General features: G+C 54.1%; 16 protein-coding genes. All 16 read left to right on the forward strand.

Annotation, left to right across the window (positions count from 1 at the left end; translation table 11 throughout):
* The first annotated feature begins 398 nt into the window (after positions 1-398).
* The 16 genes from MKX76_RS02660 to MKX76_RS02735 all read left to right on the forward strand — a co-directional run bounded on the left by MKX76_RS02660 (position 399) and on the right by MKX76_RS02735 (position 16,556).
* Positions 399-1,505, forward strand: coding sequence for a Gfo/Idh/MocA family protein (locus MKX76_RS02660; protein ID WP_341032948.1), 1,107 nt, complete (start codon positions 399-401; stop codon positions 1,503-1,505).
* Position 1,506: 1 nt separating this feature from the next.
* The gene (locus MKX76_RS02665; RefSeq protein ID WP_341032949.1) at positions 1,507-2,409 is read left to right on the forward strand and encodes a sugar phosphate isomerase/epimerase; all 903 of its coding nucleotides are present in this window, start codon (positions 1,507-1,509) and stop codon (positions 2,407-2,409) included.
* Between the two features lie 163 nt (positions 2,410-2,572).
* Entirely contained in the window at positions 2,573-3,286 is a 714-nt protein-coding gene (locus MKX76_RS02670; protein WP_210094722.1) for a GNAT family N-acetyltransferase, read from the forward strand.
* Complete coding sequence (locus MKX76_RS02675) at positions 3,283-4,074, forward strand: lipid II flippase Amj family protein (RefSeq protein ID WP_007132191.1); 792 nt, start codon at positions 3,283-3,285, stop codon at positions 4,072-4,074. The genes MKX76_RS02670 and MKX76_RS02675 overlap by 4 nt, the downstream gene beginning before the upstream one ends.
* A gap of 54 nt (positions 4,075-4,128) precedes the next feature.
* Positions 4,129-4,413 (forward strand): hypothetical protein, encoded by a 285-nt coding sequence (locus tag MKX76_RS02680; RefSeq protein WP_007132190.1) that lies wholly within the window; start codon positions 4,129-4,131, stop codon positions 4,411-4,413.
* Positions 4,414-4,853: 440 nt separating this feature from the next.
* Positions 4,854-5,552: a FadR/GntR family transcriptional regulator gene (locus MKX76_RS02685; protein ID WP_007132189.1), complete on the forward strand. Its 699-nt coding sequence runs from the start codon at positions 4,854-4,856 to the stop codon at positions 5,550-5,552.
* A gap of 91 nt (positions 5,553-5,643) precedes the next feature.
* Positions 5,644-7,023: an acyclic terpene utilization AtuA family protein gene (locus MKX76_RS02690; RefSeq protein ID WP_034273300.1), complete on the forward strand. Its 1,380-nt coding sequence runs from the start codon at positions 5,644-5,646 to the stop codon at positions 7,021-7,023.
* Positions 7,007-7,333 (forward strand): DUF4387 domain-containing protein, encoded by a 327-nt coding sequence (locus MKX76_RS02695; RefSeq protein WP_007132187.1) that lies wholly within the window; start codon positions 7,007-7,009, stop codon positions 7,331-7,333. The genes MKX76_RS02690 and MKX76_RS02695 overlap by 17 nt, the downstream gene beginning before the upstream one ends.
* Before the next feature lie 3 nt (positions 7,334-7,336).
* Positions 7,337-8,230, forward strand: coding sequence for an ABC transporter permease (locus MKX76_RS02700; protein WP_007132186.1), 894 nt, complete (start codon positions 7,337-7,339; stop codon positions 8,228-8,230).
* Between the two features lie 12 nt (positions 8,231-8,242).
* Positions 8,243-9,115, forward strand: coding sequence for a carbohydrate ABC transporter permease (locus MKX76_RS02705; RefSeq protein WP_341032950.1), 873 nt, complete (start codon positions 8,243-8,245; stop codon positions 9,113-9,115).
* Positions 9,116-9,177: 62 nt separating this feature from the next.
* Positions 9,178-10,677: an extracellular solute-binding protein gene (locus MKX76_RS02710; protein ID WP_007132184.1), complete on the forward strand. Its 1,500-nt coding sequence runs from the start codon at positions 9,178-9,180 to the stop codon at positions 10,675-10,677.
* 14 nt (positions 10,678-10,691) lie between these two features.
* Positions 10,692-11,855, forward strand: coding sequence for an ADP-ribosylglycohydrolase family protein (locus tag MKX76_RS02715; RefSeq protein WP_007132183.1), 1,164 nt, complete (start codon positions 10,692-10,694; stop codon positions 11,853-11,855).
* A gap of 287 nt (positions 11,856-12,142) precedes the next feature.
* Entirely contained in the window at positions 12,143-14,254 is a 2,112-nt protein-coding gene (locus MKX76_RS02720) for an ADP-ribosylglycohydrolase family protein (protein WP_210094721.1), read from the forward strand.
* A 27-nt stretch (positions 14,255-14,281) separates the two neighbouring features.
* The gene (rbsK, locus tag MKX76_RS02725; protein WP_341032951.1) at positions 14,282-15,211 is read left to right on the forward strand and encodes a ribokinase; all 930 of its coding nucleotides are present in this window, start codon (positions 14,282-14,284) and stop codon (positions 15,209-15,211) included.
* A gap of 239 nt (positions 15,212-15,450) precedes the next feature.
* Positions 15,451-15,636 carry a hypothetical protein gene (locus MKX76_RS02730; protein WP_007132180.1) on the forward strand — a complete coding sequence of 62 codons (186 nt, stop codon included), beginning with the start codon at positions 15,451-15,453 and terminating at the stop codon, positions 15,634-15,636.
* Positions 15,637-16,007: 371 nt separating this feature from the next.
* Positions 16,008-16,556, forward strand: a complete 549-nt coding sequence (locus tag MKX76_RS02735; RefSeq protein WP_210094719.1) for a nucleotidyltransferase family protein — start codon at positions 16,008-16,010, stop codon at positions 16,554-16,556.
* Positions 16,557-16,610 lie beyond the last annotated feature (54 nt).

Raw genomic sequence — 16,610 nt, forward strand, 5'->3', positions numbered from 1 at the left:
TCGGAGGTAAATAATGTTAAAATGGAAGCGAGTTAGAAGGCTGGCATGTACATTCATAGCATGACCCGCCAGCTTGGGTCAAAGCATGAACACAGGCAAACGCAGCATCATAAATTAGCATCGGTTCTTCAAGACAGGTACCGGTGAGAGTAACGATGGAGCTTTTGTTTATACGCCATGCCCAGGCAGAGCATACGATGAATCCATTCCGCCGTTTTAGCCTTCAAAGGACGATGCGGGCGTGGAACCTCGATGTCCTGCCGGAAGCTTCTGGGTACGAGGTTACGCGACAGGAATTTTTGGTAGAGACGGGAAGTTATTGAGGAAGGTCGTCAGGGATTAACGTGGAAATAGTCAGTTGAACTAATCAGCAATATCACGCGGTAAGGAGCGTATCCATGAACAAAATCAATGTCGGAATTATCGGCACCGGCTTCGGCGCCGAGGTTCACGCCCCCATCTTCCGGCTGCATCCGGGCTTTCAACTGAAATCGATCGCCAGCGTATATCGAAGCGGTCATGGAGCGAAGCGTTCGTTTCAGGACATCGCCTTTTACAGCAACTGGAGTGAAATGCTGGAATCGGAGGAGCTGGATTTGGTATCGATTGCCTCCACGCCCGCACAGCATCACGGCATGGCGCTGCAAGCCCTCCGAACCGGGCATCATGTGCTGGTAGAGAAGCCGCTCGCCATAAATGCCGGACAAACCCTGGAGCTGGTCGAAGAGGCGAACCGGCTGAAGCGATGCGCATTCGTTAATTTCTTATGGCGGCTTACACCCCTTCGGCAGCGGATTAAAGCCATGCTGGACCAAGGACTACTGGGCCGGATTCAGCATATTCGGTATTGCGGCAGCTTCTCGGGCTATTCCACTCTGGCGGGAGGGCAGCGTGGCTGGGAGGGCCGAAGCGAGGAGGGAGGCGGCTTCCTGTTCGCCGTCGGGTCCCATATGATCGATTCCCTGATGTGGTGGATGGGAGAAGAGATTGCCGAGGTTCAGGGAGATCTCAGGACGCATATTCCGAGTTATGAAGGCAGCGACGGCCGTGAGGTGCGCAATGCCGACGATGCATTTGCATTCACGGGCCGGTTCCGCAGCGGTGCGAGCTTGGCGGTGGACGTATTCCTGCCTGGCAGAACCGGTACGGGATGGAGACTGGAGATATACGGGGATGAGGGGACGCTCGTTATGCGAGATGACCGTATGTTGGAATTCAGCAGAGGAGGAGCATTGGAGCCAGTTCAGATTGAGGGCGTAGAACCGCCGAAGGGATTGACGGTTCCGGCCGTTCATTACTACAGCGGCTTCTATCCGATGATCGACAGCATCTATAGGAAGCTGACAGACAAGCCGTCGCCGCTCGAAATCCCGAACGTTGCGGACGGACACCGAACCCAGGCGGTCATGGATGCAATCCTTCGTTCATCCGAAACGGGTTCGCGGGTACAGATCGATGATCTATCCCCTTGGAATCAGGCCATTGCCGCGAGGGGGGAGGCCTAGCATGAGACGATTGCAGATCGGCATGTGGGAGCAATTTAGCCCCGATCGGTGGGAGCAGCTGGCCATGCCGCTGATCACCGGGATGGAGGTATGCTGCCTGCCGGATCGAGCCGCTTTAGCCCAGGTCCGGGATTTCTGCCGTAAGCACGGGCTTGGATATGGAATCCATGGACCGGTGCTTGCGGAAGACGGTTACCGCCTGCCTGTGTTAAATGCACCCGACCCCCGGCAGTTTAAGGAAGAGCTGCAGTACATAACCTCCGAGGTTGAGCTGGCTTCATCCTACGATGCGGACTACATCCTGTTCCACTATCCGTTTTATCCGGTGTTTCAAGAGCCCTTCACGCCCTTTCCGCGGCTTCCCGACATTGGACACCGCTACAGCTGCGAACAGCTGGGCAGAGGGCAGTTCAGGGATATCTCCATGACCTTGTTTGAACATCTAGCCGAGCTGCAGCAGCGCTTTAAGCAGCGGATCGTGTTGGAGCATGACTTCTTCGGGGATTACGGTGACATCGTGATCGATGCGTTCCTGGCCTATCCGGAGATTCGTTTCGTGCTGGATACGGCAAGGCTGGATATCGCCCGCAGGGCTTTTCCCGGATTCGACCCGTATTCCTTTATGGAGGCGCTCGCGCCGCAAATCGATGTGGTCCACTACAGCAATGTCCGTTATGAGGGCGGTACGTTCAAGCATCATCTCCCGGTGCTGCCCGAGCATGACGAGGATGAGCGGTTCGGCGACGCATATGCCTATTTGGAATACGTAGCGGCGAGGAATCATCAATTTCATGTGACGTTTGAGCACGATGCCAGTCTTGTCAGCAGGCAGGAGCTGGATGCGATTTATCGGCAAACCGCTGCACTTCTCAAAGAGAAGGAGAGCATACCGCATTCCAGCTGACCAAGGCCGCATTCCGGCTGACCAAGGCCGCATTCCGGCTGACCGAGGTCGCATTCCAGCTGACCAAGGCCTCTCATGCCATGTAGGCTTGCTAAAGCACGAACCTGGTTCAGCTGGAAGGTATCCGTTACGTAATGATAACGCGAAGGATGGAGGGAAACTTATGCCCTATGCCGCATACGATGATGCGGAGCTGATGCGGATCCAGTCGGAGACGTTATACCTGCTGGACGGCCGAAGGCGGATCATCGGCATCAATGAGCCGTCGCAAGCCGCCGAAACGGCAGTGTTCGTTGGCACAACACGCTTCGGACGGGAGGTGCTGGTAGCGGCAGATATGCCGGACCCCATGGAGGAAGAGCTGCGGATGCAATGCGAACGGGGGACTAACATGAGCATCGTGCAGATGAGCAAGACGATCGAGACATACATGCCGGTAAAGCAGATATGGGTCGGGCCGGCCTATGTGTTCCCGGACAAACCGATCGAGCCAGCAGCCGATCCGGGCATCGTGTTCATTGATCAATCCAACGCAGACTTGCTGGAGACCTACTTTTCAGAGATCAAGTCGGAGCTTGAGGAACGCCTGCCGGTCATAGGCTGTGTGATCGGCGATACGGCCGTATCCGTCTGCTGCTCGGCCCGGACTTCCGCCAAGGCGGCGGAGGCAAGTCTCAGCACGGCCTCCGATTTCAGGGGGCGGGGACTCGCTGCCAAAGCGGCAGCACGATGGGGCTGGGAGATTCGGCGGTTGGGGCGTATTCCGCTATACAGCACGGCTTGGGACAATCTGAGCTCACAGCGAATTGCCCGCAAATTGGACCTTTATCAGTACGGGACGGATTTTCATATCACCATTCAGAGGAATCGCTTATGATTCAAACGCTGATTGTCGTCTTTGTCCTAACGATGGTCATTCATACGGCGGAAACATTGTCCTACTCGATCCGTTATGCAGGCGTTAAGCTGAATAAAATAGCGGTAGCGCTGTCACTGACGGGCATCGTCCTGCTGGTGTCGCGGACCTCGAATTTAATCCAGGCCCCGCTCACCGCCAAATTCGTGGATTACGCCGAAGAACACACGTCATTTGACGTGCTCTCCTATTTTCGGATCATATTGCTTGCCGCTTCGATCGGCACCATCGCAGCCATTGCGCTGTTCCCGACCTTCGTCAACCTGTTCGGACGAATCATCAACAAGCTTGAAGTAGCCGGCTCCATCCCGAAGCTGATCTCGAGCGTGACGGTCGGTCAGCTCAAAAATACAAGGCATTACATAAAGAAGCCCAATCTCAGCTTGAGCCAGTTTCGATATTTGGGCGTGCCCAACCGCTTTATTTTACTTCATGTCGTCGTGACCGCTTTTTATACCGTCGGGGTGCTTTCGTCGTTGTATGCGGCTCATCTCGTGCCCGCGCATAGCACCATGGCCTCCCAAGCCTCGGGGTTAATCAACGGCATGGCTACCATTATTTTAACGATTTTTATCGACCCTCAGCTAGGCCTGATCACCGATAAAGCTACGCGGGATGAAGAAGCGAAGAATCAGCTGGGCAAGGTGTATACCATGCTCATGGTTTCGCGATTCTTCGGAACGATGCTGGCCCAGCTCGTCATCGTTCCCGCTGGATATATGATCAGCGTTATTGTCGGCTGGCTTTAGAGGAAGTCAACCTATCCGGGATTATGGGATGCAATGATGGAGGATGATGATGCTATGATTTCATGGAAACGGATCGCGCTTGAATCAGTATTGTTCGCCATCGCGGTATGCGGCGGATATATGTTGTTCGGGGTCTTCCAGGGAATGATATTGACTCAAACCTATGTGCCCGACATTCAAAGCCAGTATGAACATGTTGAACATCTGCAGTCCCAGGTATCCTTCGGCGCTGTACTGCGCGGTGGAAAACTAATTACGGTACAGGGCGCGGCCCTATTTCTGATGCTGTGCGGCTTGTATGGAAGCATAAGATATGCGTTTGCCAGGCGGAAGCGCTGACTCGCAGCATTTTTTTCGCTTGGTTTTTAGCGGCTCTCAGGATAGCGGCATAAGTCGTCACATGCAGGTGGCCAATCCCATGCGACAGGGAGGGAGCACGTTCGAACAATAAATCGTTAATATATTACACCTAAGATGCCCCCGCCTAAGAAACGGGGGTTGTGCTTTGCAGTATTTAGGCGCACTGTAGAAGAAGCTTGTTTTATTTCGGAGGCTCACAAAGCCATGAACGATCAGGATATTATAGCCGCAGTTCTTCGCGAATTGGATCACCCAATTACTCTGGAACGATGCCGGAAATTCGAATAAACGGGTCTGAATTAATATGTAAGCGCTATATTTTTTGCTTGACAGCCCAATTGTGAACGGTTTATGCTAAATCTGCGGTCCATTGGATGACCCAATTAGTGATTGTCATGAAGGATAGAGAGGGAAATCATATGACCATTAAGAAGATTAAATATCATCGGGTATATGAGGACGTCATTGAACAGATCAAAAATTTGATTTTAGAAGGAAATCTGAGCCCCGGCGATGTTCTGCCGACCGAGCGTGAGCTGGCGCAATCGTTCGGGATCAGTCGCGGAACGCTGCGGGAGGCCTTCCGCATTCTCGAGCGGGAAGGGCTGATCGAAGCAAGGCCCGGAGGGGGGCGTTTTCTCAGCAAGGCGCTGGATGTTGCGGAGGACCGAAGCCGGATTCTCGACAATATCGAACGGGCGACGATCATTGAGCTGCTGGAAGCCCGGGAGCTGTTCGAGACGGGCATTGTGGAGCTGGCGGCCAAGCGGGCAACGGAAGAGGATATCGCCGACATCGAGGCGGCCTTTGAGAAGTGGGGACAGGTCGGGTTAGATGACGAAGACCGTTCCAAGCCGGATCAGGCCTTCCATTTATCGATCGCGAAGGCCACGCATAACGTCGTGCTCGTGAATATGATCGAGCTGCACATGGACCTGCTCCAGCGCACCTTGAACAAGACCCAAGCGATCCCCGGTCGCAAAAGCGAGGTCTATGAGGAGCATCTGCTTATTTTACAGGCGATTAAGGAACGCGATCCGGTGAAGGCAAAGCTCGCCTTGCTGAACCATCTGAGCCGGGTGAAGGAGAACATACAGAACAATTACATTCATGCATAGCAGGGGAGTGGCTTCCCCTTTTTTAACACAAATTGGATAATCCAATTATCCAATGGGCATGAGTGAATATTTTGGTAAAGAGGGACTGCAGATGAATACAGACATTCGAATTTTATCCCCCTGCGGGATGCTTGGATACGGGTTTCCGGAGCAATCCTTCATGAACGGATTGAAGTACGAGCTGCACGGCATTGTGGTCGATGCTGGCTCAACCGACGGGGGACCGCATAAGCTGGGCGCCGGCGTATCCATCGTCAGCAAGCGCGCGGTAAAGAAAGACCTGAAGATCATGCTATCTGCCGGCCTCCCCCGGAACATCCCGATCATCATCGGCTCAGCCGGCGGTTCCGGCGCCAGAACGCATGTCAATTGGACGCTTGCGATCATTGACGAAATATTGAGCGAGCTTGAGATGGAGGCGAAGGTATCGGTAATCTGGGCGGACTTCACGCAAGACGAAATCCATCAGGCGAAGAGGGAAGGACGCATTCAGCCGCTTAGCCCGAACATCCCGCCGCTGACGGATGAGATGATCGATACGACAAAGAGCATCGTGGCCCAAATGGGACATGAGCCTATCGTGGAAGCGCTTCAAGCCGGCAGCGAGATCATTGTCTGCGGCCGCGCTTATGATCCGTCCCCTTTCGCAGCGATCGGCATATTCCACGGGAAGGACCCGGGGCTCTCCTACCATCTCGGCAAAATTCTCGAATGCGGCGCGCTGTGTGCAGAGCCCGGCACGACGAAGGACAGCATACTTGGCACCATAGGGGAAGACAGCTTTACCGTTCAGTCCCTGAATCCGGCACGCACCTGCAGTCCAACCAGCGTTGCGGCCCATACCTTCTATGAGAAGGAGCATCCGTACATCCTGCACGGGCCCGGCTTTACGCTGGATCTGGAGGATTGCCGGTTCGAAGAGACGGAGCCCGGCATCGTCCGCGTCAGCGGAAGCCGGTACCTTCCTGCCGAGAAATACTTCGTCAAATTGGAAGGAGCAAGGCGCGTCGCCTACCGCACCTTCGTGATTGCGGGGATCCGCGACCCGATTCTGATCGGGAAGCTGGAGGAGGTCGAGGATTACGTCCGAAGTCAGGCGAGAGAGTATTACAGCGAAATTCCCGAATCGGATTACCAGATCCGGTTTTACAATTACGGGAAGAACGGCGTACTCGGCAGCAAAGAGACGGAGCCCTTCCAGGGGCACGAGGTCGGGGTGATGTTCGAAGTGGTTGCGAGGACGCAGGAGCTGGCTAGCAGCATATGCGCCACCGTCCGATCGACCTTCCTGCATTACGGCTATGAGGGCCGGAAGGCAACGGCCGGCAATCTGGCGTTTCCATTCGCCCCAAGCGATATCGAGTTCGGCCCTGTTTACGAATTCTCCGTGTATCACCTGATGGAATTGACCGACAATGCGTTCCGTATCGAGTTTCGAAAGGGAGGTTATAAGCATGACCGTGCTCGGTGACGTGGCGAAGGTGCTGCGGAGCAAGAACTCCGGCCCCTTCGAGATTACATTGGACGTCCTGTTTGATTCCAAAGACGATTATGACAGAGTTAAACAATCCGGCTGCATTACGAAACGAACCATCTGCGATCTGTACCGGGTCAAGGAGGAACAGATTCACCATCTGGTGTTTTTTGACCAGGCACTCGGCTTCAAAGTGACCATCTCGCGGGATATTTCGTCGGGCAGCGTCGGCGACCGCGATGTGTACGGAGCACAGCAGCATGCTCCGCTGATGAAGCTGGCCATCCATCAATCAGAGGAGGAGTAGACGATGAAGGTGCTCAGACGCTTGAGGCAGGATTGGGTATTGTACGCCATGCTGGCCTTACCTCTGCTCTACTTTTTCATCTTTCACCTGATTCCGCTCTATGGCATGAAGCTCGCCTTCCAGGATTATCGCATTCTGGGCGACCATGTCTGGGTCGGCTGGAAGCATTTCAAGACCTTGTTCAGTTCGCCGGCCTTCACCAGCGTACTGGAGAACACGATCATTATCAGCTTGATGAAAATCATCTTCGTATTCCCGATTCCGATCATGCTGTCCCTGCTCATTAATGAAGTGCGCAGCAGCAAATACCGCAAGTATGTGCAATCCGTCGTCTATCTGCCGCACTTTCTGTCCTGGGTCGTCATCGCGGGGATCTGGATCAGCCTGCTGAATCCGGCGGACGGCGCGGTCAATCTGATTGCGAATTTCTTTCGATTGCCGTCGGTCGATTATATGACCAGCAAAGAGCATATCCGCTGGGTGCTTGTTTTCTCCGAAATTTGGCGGAGCGCAGGCTGGGATTCCATCATTTATCTGGCCGCGATCATGAAGATCAGCCCGGGATTATACGAGGCCGCAAAAATCGACGGCGCCACCCGGCTCCAGCAAATGCGGTACATTACGCTTCCTCATTTGTACAGCACGATTGTAACCGTCTTCATTCTGAACCTCGGCTTCTTCATGAATGCGGGCTTCGACCAAGTGTTTAACTTTATGAACGATTCCATCATCAGCGTGGTGGACATTCTGGACACCTACGTATACCGGATCGGTATCGGAAACGGGCAGTTTGCGTATGCAACCGCGGCTAGTCTGTTCAAAGGCGTCATCGGGATCGTCCTCATCCTGGGCACGCATTTCATTTCGAAACGCATCTCGGGCAAGGGCGTCTGGTAAAGGGGGAGAATGATGAGACGGCTGGAGTTTTCGAAAATCGTCATATATGTCTTGCTGTTCCTGTTCACGCTCATGGTGCTGGTTCCCATCCTGAACCTGCTGGCGCTATCCTTGACGGACCCGGGCAAGGCCCACCTGATGGGCGGTCTGGATATCGTGCCGAAAGGCTTCACAACGATCAATTATCAGCTGCTGTTTGCCAATCCGCTGATTACAGGCAGCATCATGAATTCGGTGTGGATAACCGCTGCGGGGACGTTTCTGAATCTGCTGCTGACGTCCATGGCCGCATATGTGCTGGCGAGAACGGAGTTTATCGGCAAAAAAGCGGTGCTGTTTCTCCTGATCGTCATTATGGTATTCGAGCCGGGCATGATTCCGGAGTATCAGCTGATTAAAGATCTTGGACTTATGAATACGCTTACCTCTTTGATTCTGTATAAGGCGATTAACGTGTACTACCTGTTTATCTTGATGCGGTTCATTCAGGATATTCCGGAGGAGATATTGGAAGCCTCCCGGATGGATGGCGCCGGGCATTTCCGGCTCTACACCCGGATCATTCTGCCGCTGTCGAAGCCGGGGCTTGCCACGCTGGGACTGTTCTACGGCGTGTACCACTGGAACGAATATTTTCGGGCGACGCTGTACATCTCGGAGCCGGGCAAATGGCCGCTTCAGGTGGTGTTGCGGCAGTTCGTCGTCCGCAAGGACAACACGTCCTTGATGGGCAATCAGAATATGTTCGACAGCGCCATCAATTTCGATTTTGCTTCCTTGCAGGCAGGGACGATCATCATCGCGATCGTGCCGCTGCTGTTCCTATATCCTTTCATTTTGAAATATTACGCCAAGGGCGAGCTTGAAGGAGGGGTCAAGGATTAAGCCGGGAAGGCAAGATGTATCCGCCGCGTACGTTCATTTTCTAAAAAGGGGAGAACAAACCAATGAAAAAGGTAAGCCTGTTGTTAATCGTTGCCATGCTGGTTATGGTCATGTCCGCATGCACATCGAACTCTAACTCGAACGCGCCGGGCGCCGGGCAGGAGCCGGAAGCGGCAAAGCCTGACGGAAGCGGGGATCCCGTGACGCTGAAGATCGTGTATAAGGATGAGGGGACGGCCAATCCGGTCTCCGTAAAATTTTTCGAAACGCTGGAGAAAGCATTGGCAGAAGATGAGGGGCTGAACGTAAAGTTTGAGCTCGTCGATCTGGCGCAAGGCAGCTATGCCGAGAATTTGAATCTGCTGCTGCTCGGCGGCACGATTCCGGACATCATCTATTTCCAGGGCGGCGACCAGCAAATCTCGGAGCAGGGACTGCTGGAGGATCTGACGCCGTATATCGAAAAATCCAAGTACATCAAGGACATCATGGAGCCGCATAACAAAACCCGCATGGAGAGCTATCCGTATCTAATGTGGATCAAGCCGCTCGCGCCGAAAGCGCCGGTGATCCGCGCCGACTGGTTCAATGCGATGGACAGCTCGAAAGCGCTGATCGAAAATCCGACCGTCGACAATTATTACGCCTTCTTTAAAGAGCTGGTGGAGAAAAAGCCGGGCGAAGGCAAGCCTAGTTATGCGCTGACCGCCGCCGGCGATATTGCCGAGATCAATTTCATTTTCAATACCGCTTTCGGCCTTGACACGACTTGGCTCAAGAAGGCTGACGGAACGTATGAATATTCCAAGGTATCCCAGAACGAGAAGGAAAAGCTGACCTTCTATAACAAGCTTTACAAGGAAGGTTTGCTGGACCCGCAATTCATCACGAAGCAGTGGGACACGAAGGAGGATGCCTTCTATAAAGGAGATGCGGCCGTAATTACAGGCACCGTCGGCAAAATCTTGGATCTGTACGACGGAAGAATGCAGGATCTGGGAGGCAAGGAGGCCGAGCTGATCGTGCTGCCGCCTGCCAAGGGAGACGGAGGCCAGGGCTTCGGGGCAACCGACGTAACGAAGGAATCCCGCGGACTCGCGATTTCTTCGCAGTCCCCTCACAAGGATATTGCCTTCCAGGTGTTTGATTACTTGGCAAGCCCGAAAGGACAAATGCTGGACCGTTTGGGATTCGAGAACGAGCATTTTACCGTGGAGAACGGCGAGATTGTGCTGAACGACAAATATTACAGCGAGTGGTATGCACGCTTCTGGGAGCCGACCGAGATGAAATCGGAAACGCCGCTGAAGACGCCGCTGCTTGGCAAGCCGGGAACGGAGTCGCTGAGCATGGCTTCGGAGTTTTACACCGAGGACAACAATTTCCTGATTCCCGATCAATTCGTTGCCAACTGGGATGCGATGAACAATCTGTATAAGGAATACTCGACCGATTTCATTACCGGCAAGAAGGACCTGTCCCAGTTCGATGAATTTGTTGAAGCTTGGTATGCTGCCGGAGGTACGGAAATAACGAAATATGCTAACGAGAACATCAAGTAAGGAGCTTGAAGCTGATGACATCCTTTCGTGACCGAGTAAGGGGCGTGGTCCTATCGACTGCGCTCGGGGATGCCTTGGGGGCTCCCGTCGAGAAGCTGACCTATGCGGAGATCAAGTCCAAATACGGCCGGGTGGAGTCGCTGATGACCAAGTGGCATAAGGCGGATCTTCCCGCCGATGTCCGGCTTGGCAGGATGCGGGGGGACGGCATCGTTACGGACGATACGCTGATGACCATCGCGCTGATGAAGGTGTATATGACCGAGGGCAGGCATTTGGACGCCTACGACATGGGCAATGAATTCGTGAAGGAAATCGCATTTCGCAAGACCTACGTCCCGGAGCTGGATCAAGAGACGCTGATTATTGATCGGCTGTTTTACCCGGAAAAATATATCTTCATGCGCCATGTGCTGGCAAACTGCGATCCGCGGGAGGGCGGCATCGGCAATATGGTCAACTGCGGTGCGGCGATGTACATCGCCCCGATCGGAATCGTCAATGCTTGCCATCCAAAAGCGGCTTATGATGAAGCGATTCTGTTCGCGATGGGCCATCAGAGCAGCTACGGACTGGAGGCTGCCGGTGTGCTTGCAGCCTGCGTTGCCAAAGCCTTCGAGCCGGGCGTGACGGTGGACGATATCGTCCGTACGGCGATCGCCCTCGCGAAGGACGGCACAAAAGCTGCGATCGCCGAACTGACGGAAGCGGCCCGAGGCTTGCGTCCGTTCCGGGACGATATGGACAGGGTCGTTGAGACGTTCCAAGAGATCCTGCTGAAGTACTCGCCGATGGGCGATGACGTCAGCCGTCATATCGACAAGTTGGGCGTTCCAAGCAACCATTACACACCGAGCCGGCTGTGGTCGATTGAGGAGCTGCCGCTTGCGCTTGCCTTTATGGTGCTGAATGACGGCGAGTATTACCGGACGATTCTGGACGGCGTCAATTCCGGCCGGGATACCGACTCCATCGGCGTTATGGCCGGCGTCATCCTTGGCGCTATGCATGGCTATGAAGTGATTCGGACCGAGGACATCGAGCAGTTAAACAAGGTGAACCGTCTGGATCTATGCGGCATCGCCGACCGCTTCTCCGAAATCGCAGCCGGAATCATCGAGGAGGATCTGCGGATTTATGAAAGCAGAAAACGAGTATGGATGGATGAGTTGCTTTAAACCTTTGAATTTAAAGCGTTGAATATGAACCGTTAGATTCGAACCGTTATCAAGCAACCTGATCTGAAGAATTGTCGGTCGTTTCAGCAGGATTTCGTTATCCAAGAGAGCAGGAAATCCGGACTGTGACTTGCCGGACTTGCCAGGGGCGGTAAGGCTTATTTTGAGGGAGACATCGGTATTACACGAGGCTACCGAGCTTGCCGCCCCGATCAAGGAATGAAAGAAGGAACATGACTGGCCTTGGCACAACTTGTTCAACTGGCTGGGAGGGAGAGTGGACGTTTATGTTACCTGAGAATTATGTAGAGTCGGTCTATGCCGGATTTATCGGCATGAACATCGGCATTCGGCTGGGAGCACCCATTGAGCCAGTGGCTTGGACCTACGAACGTATACGTGACGTATATGGGGATATCCGCGATTATGTGAAGCCGTATACCACGTTTGCGGCAGATGATGATGCGAACGGGCCGGTGTTTTTTATACGGGCGCTTTATGACGATGCAGCAGACCGGGAATTGGAGCCGGAGGATGTCGGCAGAGCTTGGCTCAATTATGCCCGCGAAGGCATCGGCATGTTCTGGTGGGGCGGGGAGGATGTCAGCACGGAGCATCGTGCCTACGTGAACCTCCGCAAAGGAATCCCCGCTCCGAAGTCCGGCTCGATCGAGGTGAACGGAGAGGAAATGGCGGAGCAGATCGGAGGCCAGATCTTCATCGACTCCTGGGGGCTGCTGTTCCCCGGGCGGGCGGAGAAGGCCGCCGAATACGCGGAGAAGGCGGCGAGCGTATCCCATGACGGCAACGGGCTCTATGGCGCACGCTTCATGGCTGCGTGCATCGCCAAAGCTTTCGATGCAGCTTCCGTCGGTGAAATCATAAGCGAAGGGCTGCGCATGATTCCGGCAGATTCTACGTATGCACGCGTCGTGCATGCGGTCCTGGATTTCCATCGCGAGCATCCCGAAGATTTCAGGGCATGCCGGCAATACCTGGAGGACCACTGGGGCTATGATAAATACACCGGGGTGTGCCATATTATCCCGAATGCCGGCGTATGCGTGCTTGCCCTGCTGTATGGCGAAGGGGATTTCGCCCGTACGGTCGAGATCGCGTCGATGTGCGGCTGGGATACAGACTGCAACGCAGGCAATGTCGGCAGCATTCTTGGTGTATACGGCGGTCTGGCCGGCATTCCGGACCACTATCGCAAGCCGATCAATGATTTTATCGTTGCCTCGAGCGTATCCGGCTATTTGAATCTGGTCGACTTCCCCACCTTCGCCAGGGAGCTTGCGCTGCTCGGCTATCGGCTGAACGGAGAAACGGCCCCTCAGGATTTGGTGGAGCGCGTGAAGCCGGGCGAGGTGTACTTCGATTTTGATCTGCCGGGCTCAACCCACGGCTTCCGCACCAGCAATCCGTTCAAGACGCCTGTTGTCAGGCACTCGGTGCAGCATTCATATGACGGCAGGGGCTCGCTCGAAATTGTGTTTGACCGATTGGTTGAGGGTGACAGCAGCAAAATTTATTACAAGCCGTTCTACCGAAGAGCCGAGTTCAATGACGAGAAATATAAGCCGACCTTTGCTCCGCTGGCCTATAGCGGTCAAACCGTTTCTGCGAAAATCTATGCGGATCAATGGGAGGGTGAGCCGGTCACGCTGACACCATACGTACGCAACACTTATAATAGAGAAGAAATATTGCTGAGCCCGGTTACGCCGGAGAATGGAAAGTGGAACGATGTCGAATGGGTGATTCCGGATACCAATGGGGCCATGATCGATGAGATCGGCTGGATCTTGGAGAGCCCTTCCCCTCTCGCAGACCGAGCCATCGGCCGGCTGTTCATCGGACAGTTCCGCATTACGGGCGAGGCGAAATACGCCATCGATTTTTCCAAGCAGGCCAAGGAATTCGGCTCAGTCACCCCGTTCTCCCACCATCGGGGAGTATGGGAGCTGCGCGATGGCGCACTCTGGGGGAAGGCAGAAGGGGATGCCTCATCCTACTCTGGCAATTACTATGCGAAGGACATGGAGGTCGAAGCGGTTATCACGCCGATCTCGGGGGACAGCCATTGTCTCATCGTAAGAGCGCAGGGCGTGATGAGGCACTATTTGGCCGGCTTTGACGGTCCGAACGCCGTATCGTTTATCAAGCAGGATTTCGGAGTGAAACGGCTCATCACCGCAAGATACGATTGGGAGCATGGGCAGGAATATCATTTCAAGCTGAAAGCGCAGAAGGATCATTTCACTTTGTATATCAATGGAGAAAGTGTTCTGGAGTGCAAGGACGCTGCATTTGAACACGGCATGTTCGGGTTCGGCTGTCTGGAGGATGGGGAGCTCGAAATTCGAAAGGTTCAGGTCCGAACGTCCGTATCGTAACTAGAGACAACAAGGGAGGAGATCGATGTGGGTAAGCTGTACGTCATTGGCAGCATCAACATGGATGTGGTCAGCAGCGTATCGCAGTTCCCGCTGCCGGGGGAGACGATTCACAGCAGCGGAACGTCCTTCTTCCCCGGAGGGAAAGGGGCGAATCAGGCCGTGGCCGCCGCAATGGCCGGCGCGGAGTGTGCGATGATCGGAGCGGTCGGCCAAGATCCGTTTGGCGATACGCTCGTTTCTTCCCTGGAGGATCGGGGAGTAGAGGTGAAGTCCGTTCTAGCCAAGGAAGGCACCTCGGGCATGGCGATTATTACGGTTAATGAAGAAGGCGAGAATCATATCGTGTTGTCAGCGGGAGCCAACGGCCAATTAACGGAGGCTGATGTCCAAGCGGAGGTCCGCTTTGAGGATGTTTATGCAGTCCTGCTGCAAAATGAAATCCCGTGGGAGACAAACGTGGCTGTCATTCAGTCTGCGAGTGCAGCGGGGGTTCGCGTCTGGCTGAACCCGGCTCCTGCTCGGGCTTTGCCTCCGTCGCTGTTTCCGCTGCTGGATACATTGATTCTGAATGAGACGGAGGCGGCTGCCGTCAGCGGCGTGAAGGTGGAAGACCCGATGATGGCCGAGCTTGCCGCAGGGAAATTGTTAGGCCTGGGAACGGAGAACGTGATCGTTACACTGGGAGAGCAGGGATGCTTCTATGCAAATCGCCGAGGAGAACGGATCACCGTGCCGGCTTGCCGCGTGAAGCCCGTGGATACGACGGCCGCAGGCGATACCTTTATCGGTGCATATGCGGCAGCGAGTTCAGGGGGCATGGCAACCGAAGCTGCGCTTCGATTCGCTGCAGCTGCCGCCGCGTTAACGGTCACACGGCCCGGTGCACAGGCTTCCATCCCGTCCAAGCAGGAAATCGAGTTGTTCTTGGAGAAGCAGCCGGCATCAGCTCATTGATGGAGCACTTCTGTTCGGAGGATTTACCCTAAGCAGCCAATAGCCAATAAGCTATAGAGGACGTTTACTTAAAGCTCCCTCTATGGTTTTTTGGCTTTTTCTTAAGACTGGGCGGCTTGAACAATGTTCAAATTTTAAGTATGTACTCATTCAGCCATGTTCTTGCAACATGTTGCGGCACCCCCGTTCATACAATGTAGAGTCAGCGAAATGATGAATGAAACGGGGGATTGAATGTAATGGCCAAGCAAAAAAGAGGAAAGGCGCTGTGGCATCTGCCCAGCCGAGCCCGGGGCACGTGTCCGGTGTGCGGAAGCACGCGAACGAAGCTGCTGTATCCGCGGACGAAGACGGACGGAACGGCACTGAAGGTGTGCAAGCGCTGCGACGTCGCATCACAGGAGCGAATTGACGCGGCGGTCTGACCGGCGGTTGCGGTACTCAAAGGCGATTTGATTGTAATCAAGCCTCAAATCCTGCTCGGGTGGAGTCTCGATCTACTAAGGGGCTTTCGTTTGCTTAAAGGAATATCTTGTGAACTTTGCTGTATTGCCGGCAGGGATTAACTGGAATATAATAGGTTTACTTGTTGACTGAGCATAGACCGTTTTCCATTAGGAGGCGGTCTTTGGCTTTTTCGCGGGAGGATGTAATCGTTCGAACGAGCCTTCGCCGTTATTCCTTCTGTAACTATTTTTCTGAAAATGCAGCTAAGCCTTAAAGTTGTGCGCTCGGTTAAAATCAGTCTTGTTTTCAAAACTTGGATGTTACGGCATGCTTGCAGGAGGTGAATGGAATGTTAGAGGAACGCTTAAAGAGCTGGATCAGGGAGCATCAGCCATTAATGGCTGATTTGCAGCGGGTGCGGGAGCTGGACCTGCCGCAATGCTATATTGCTGCAGGCTATATCCGCAACTATGCGTGGGATATTCTCCATGGATATGATCGTTCCGATCGGCACAGCGATATCGATGTGGTGTTTTTTGATCCGGACGATGCTTCCGAGGACCGGGACGAGCATCTGGAGCGGAGACTAAAGGAAGAGACGCTGAATCCCAAGTGGTCCGTCAAGAATCAGGCCCGAATGCATATCAAGAATGGGGACGGGCCTTACCAGTCAACAGCAGATGCGATGTCGATGTGGCCCGAAACCGCTACGGCCATCGGGGCTAGGCTAAATCCGGCTGGAGGAATCGAGCTGATCTGCCCGTATGGACTGGAAGATTTATTCGGGCTTCGCGTCAGGCGCTCCCCCGCATTCTTAAAGCGTGAGTATTATCTGGAAAGGGTACTAAGAAAGGAGTGGGCGAGCCAGTGGCCGCTGCTTACGATTTTTGAGGATTAGCGCTTGAAGCCTGCCCTCATTTAGCGGCACATGTGGACATCGCCTAAGCTATGC

This window comes from Paenibacillus sp. FSL R5-0810 (genome assembly GCF_038002285.1).
Taxonomy (GTDB): Bacteria; Bacillota; Bacilli; order Paenibacillales; family Paenibacillaceae; genus Paenibacillus_AQ; species Paenibacillus_AQ lactis.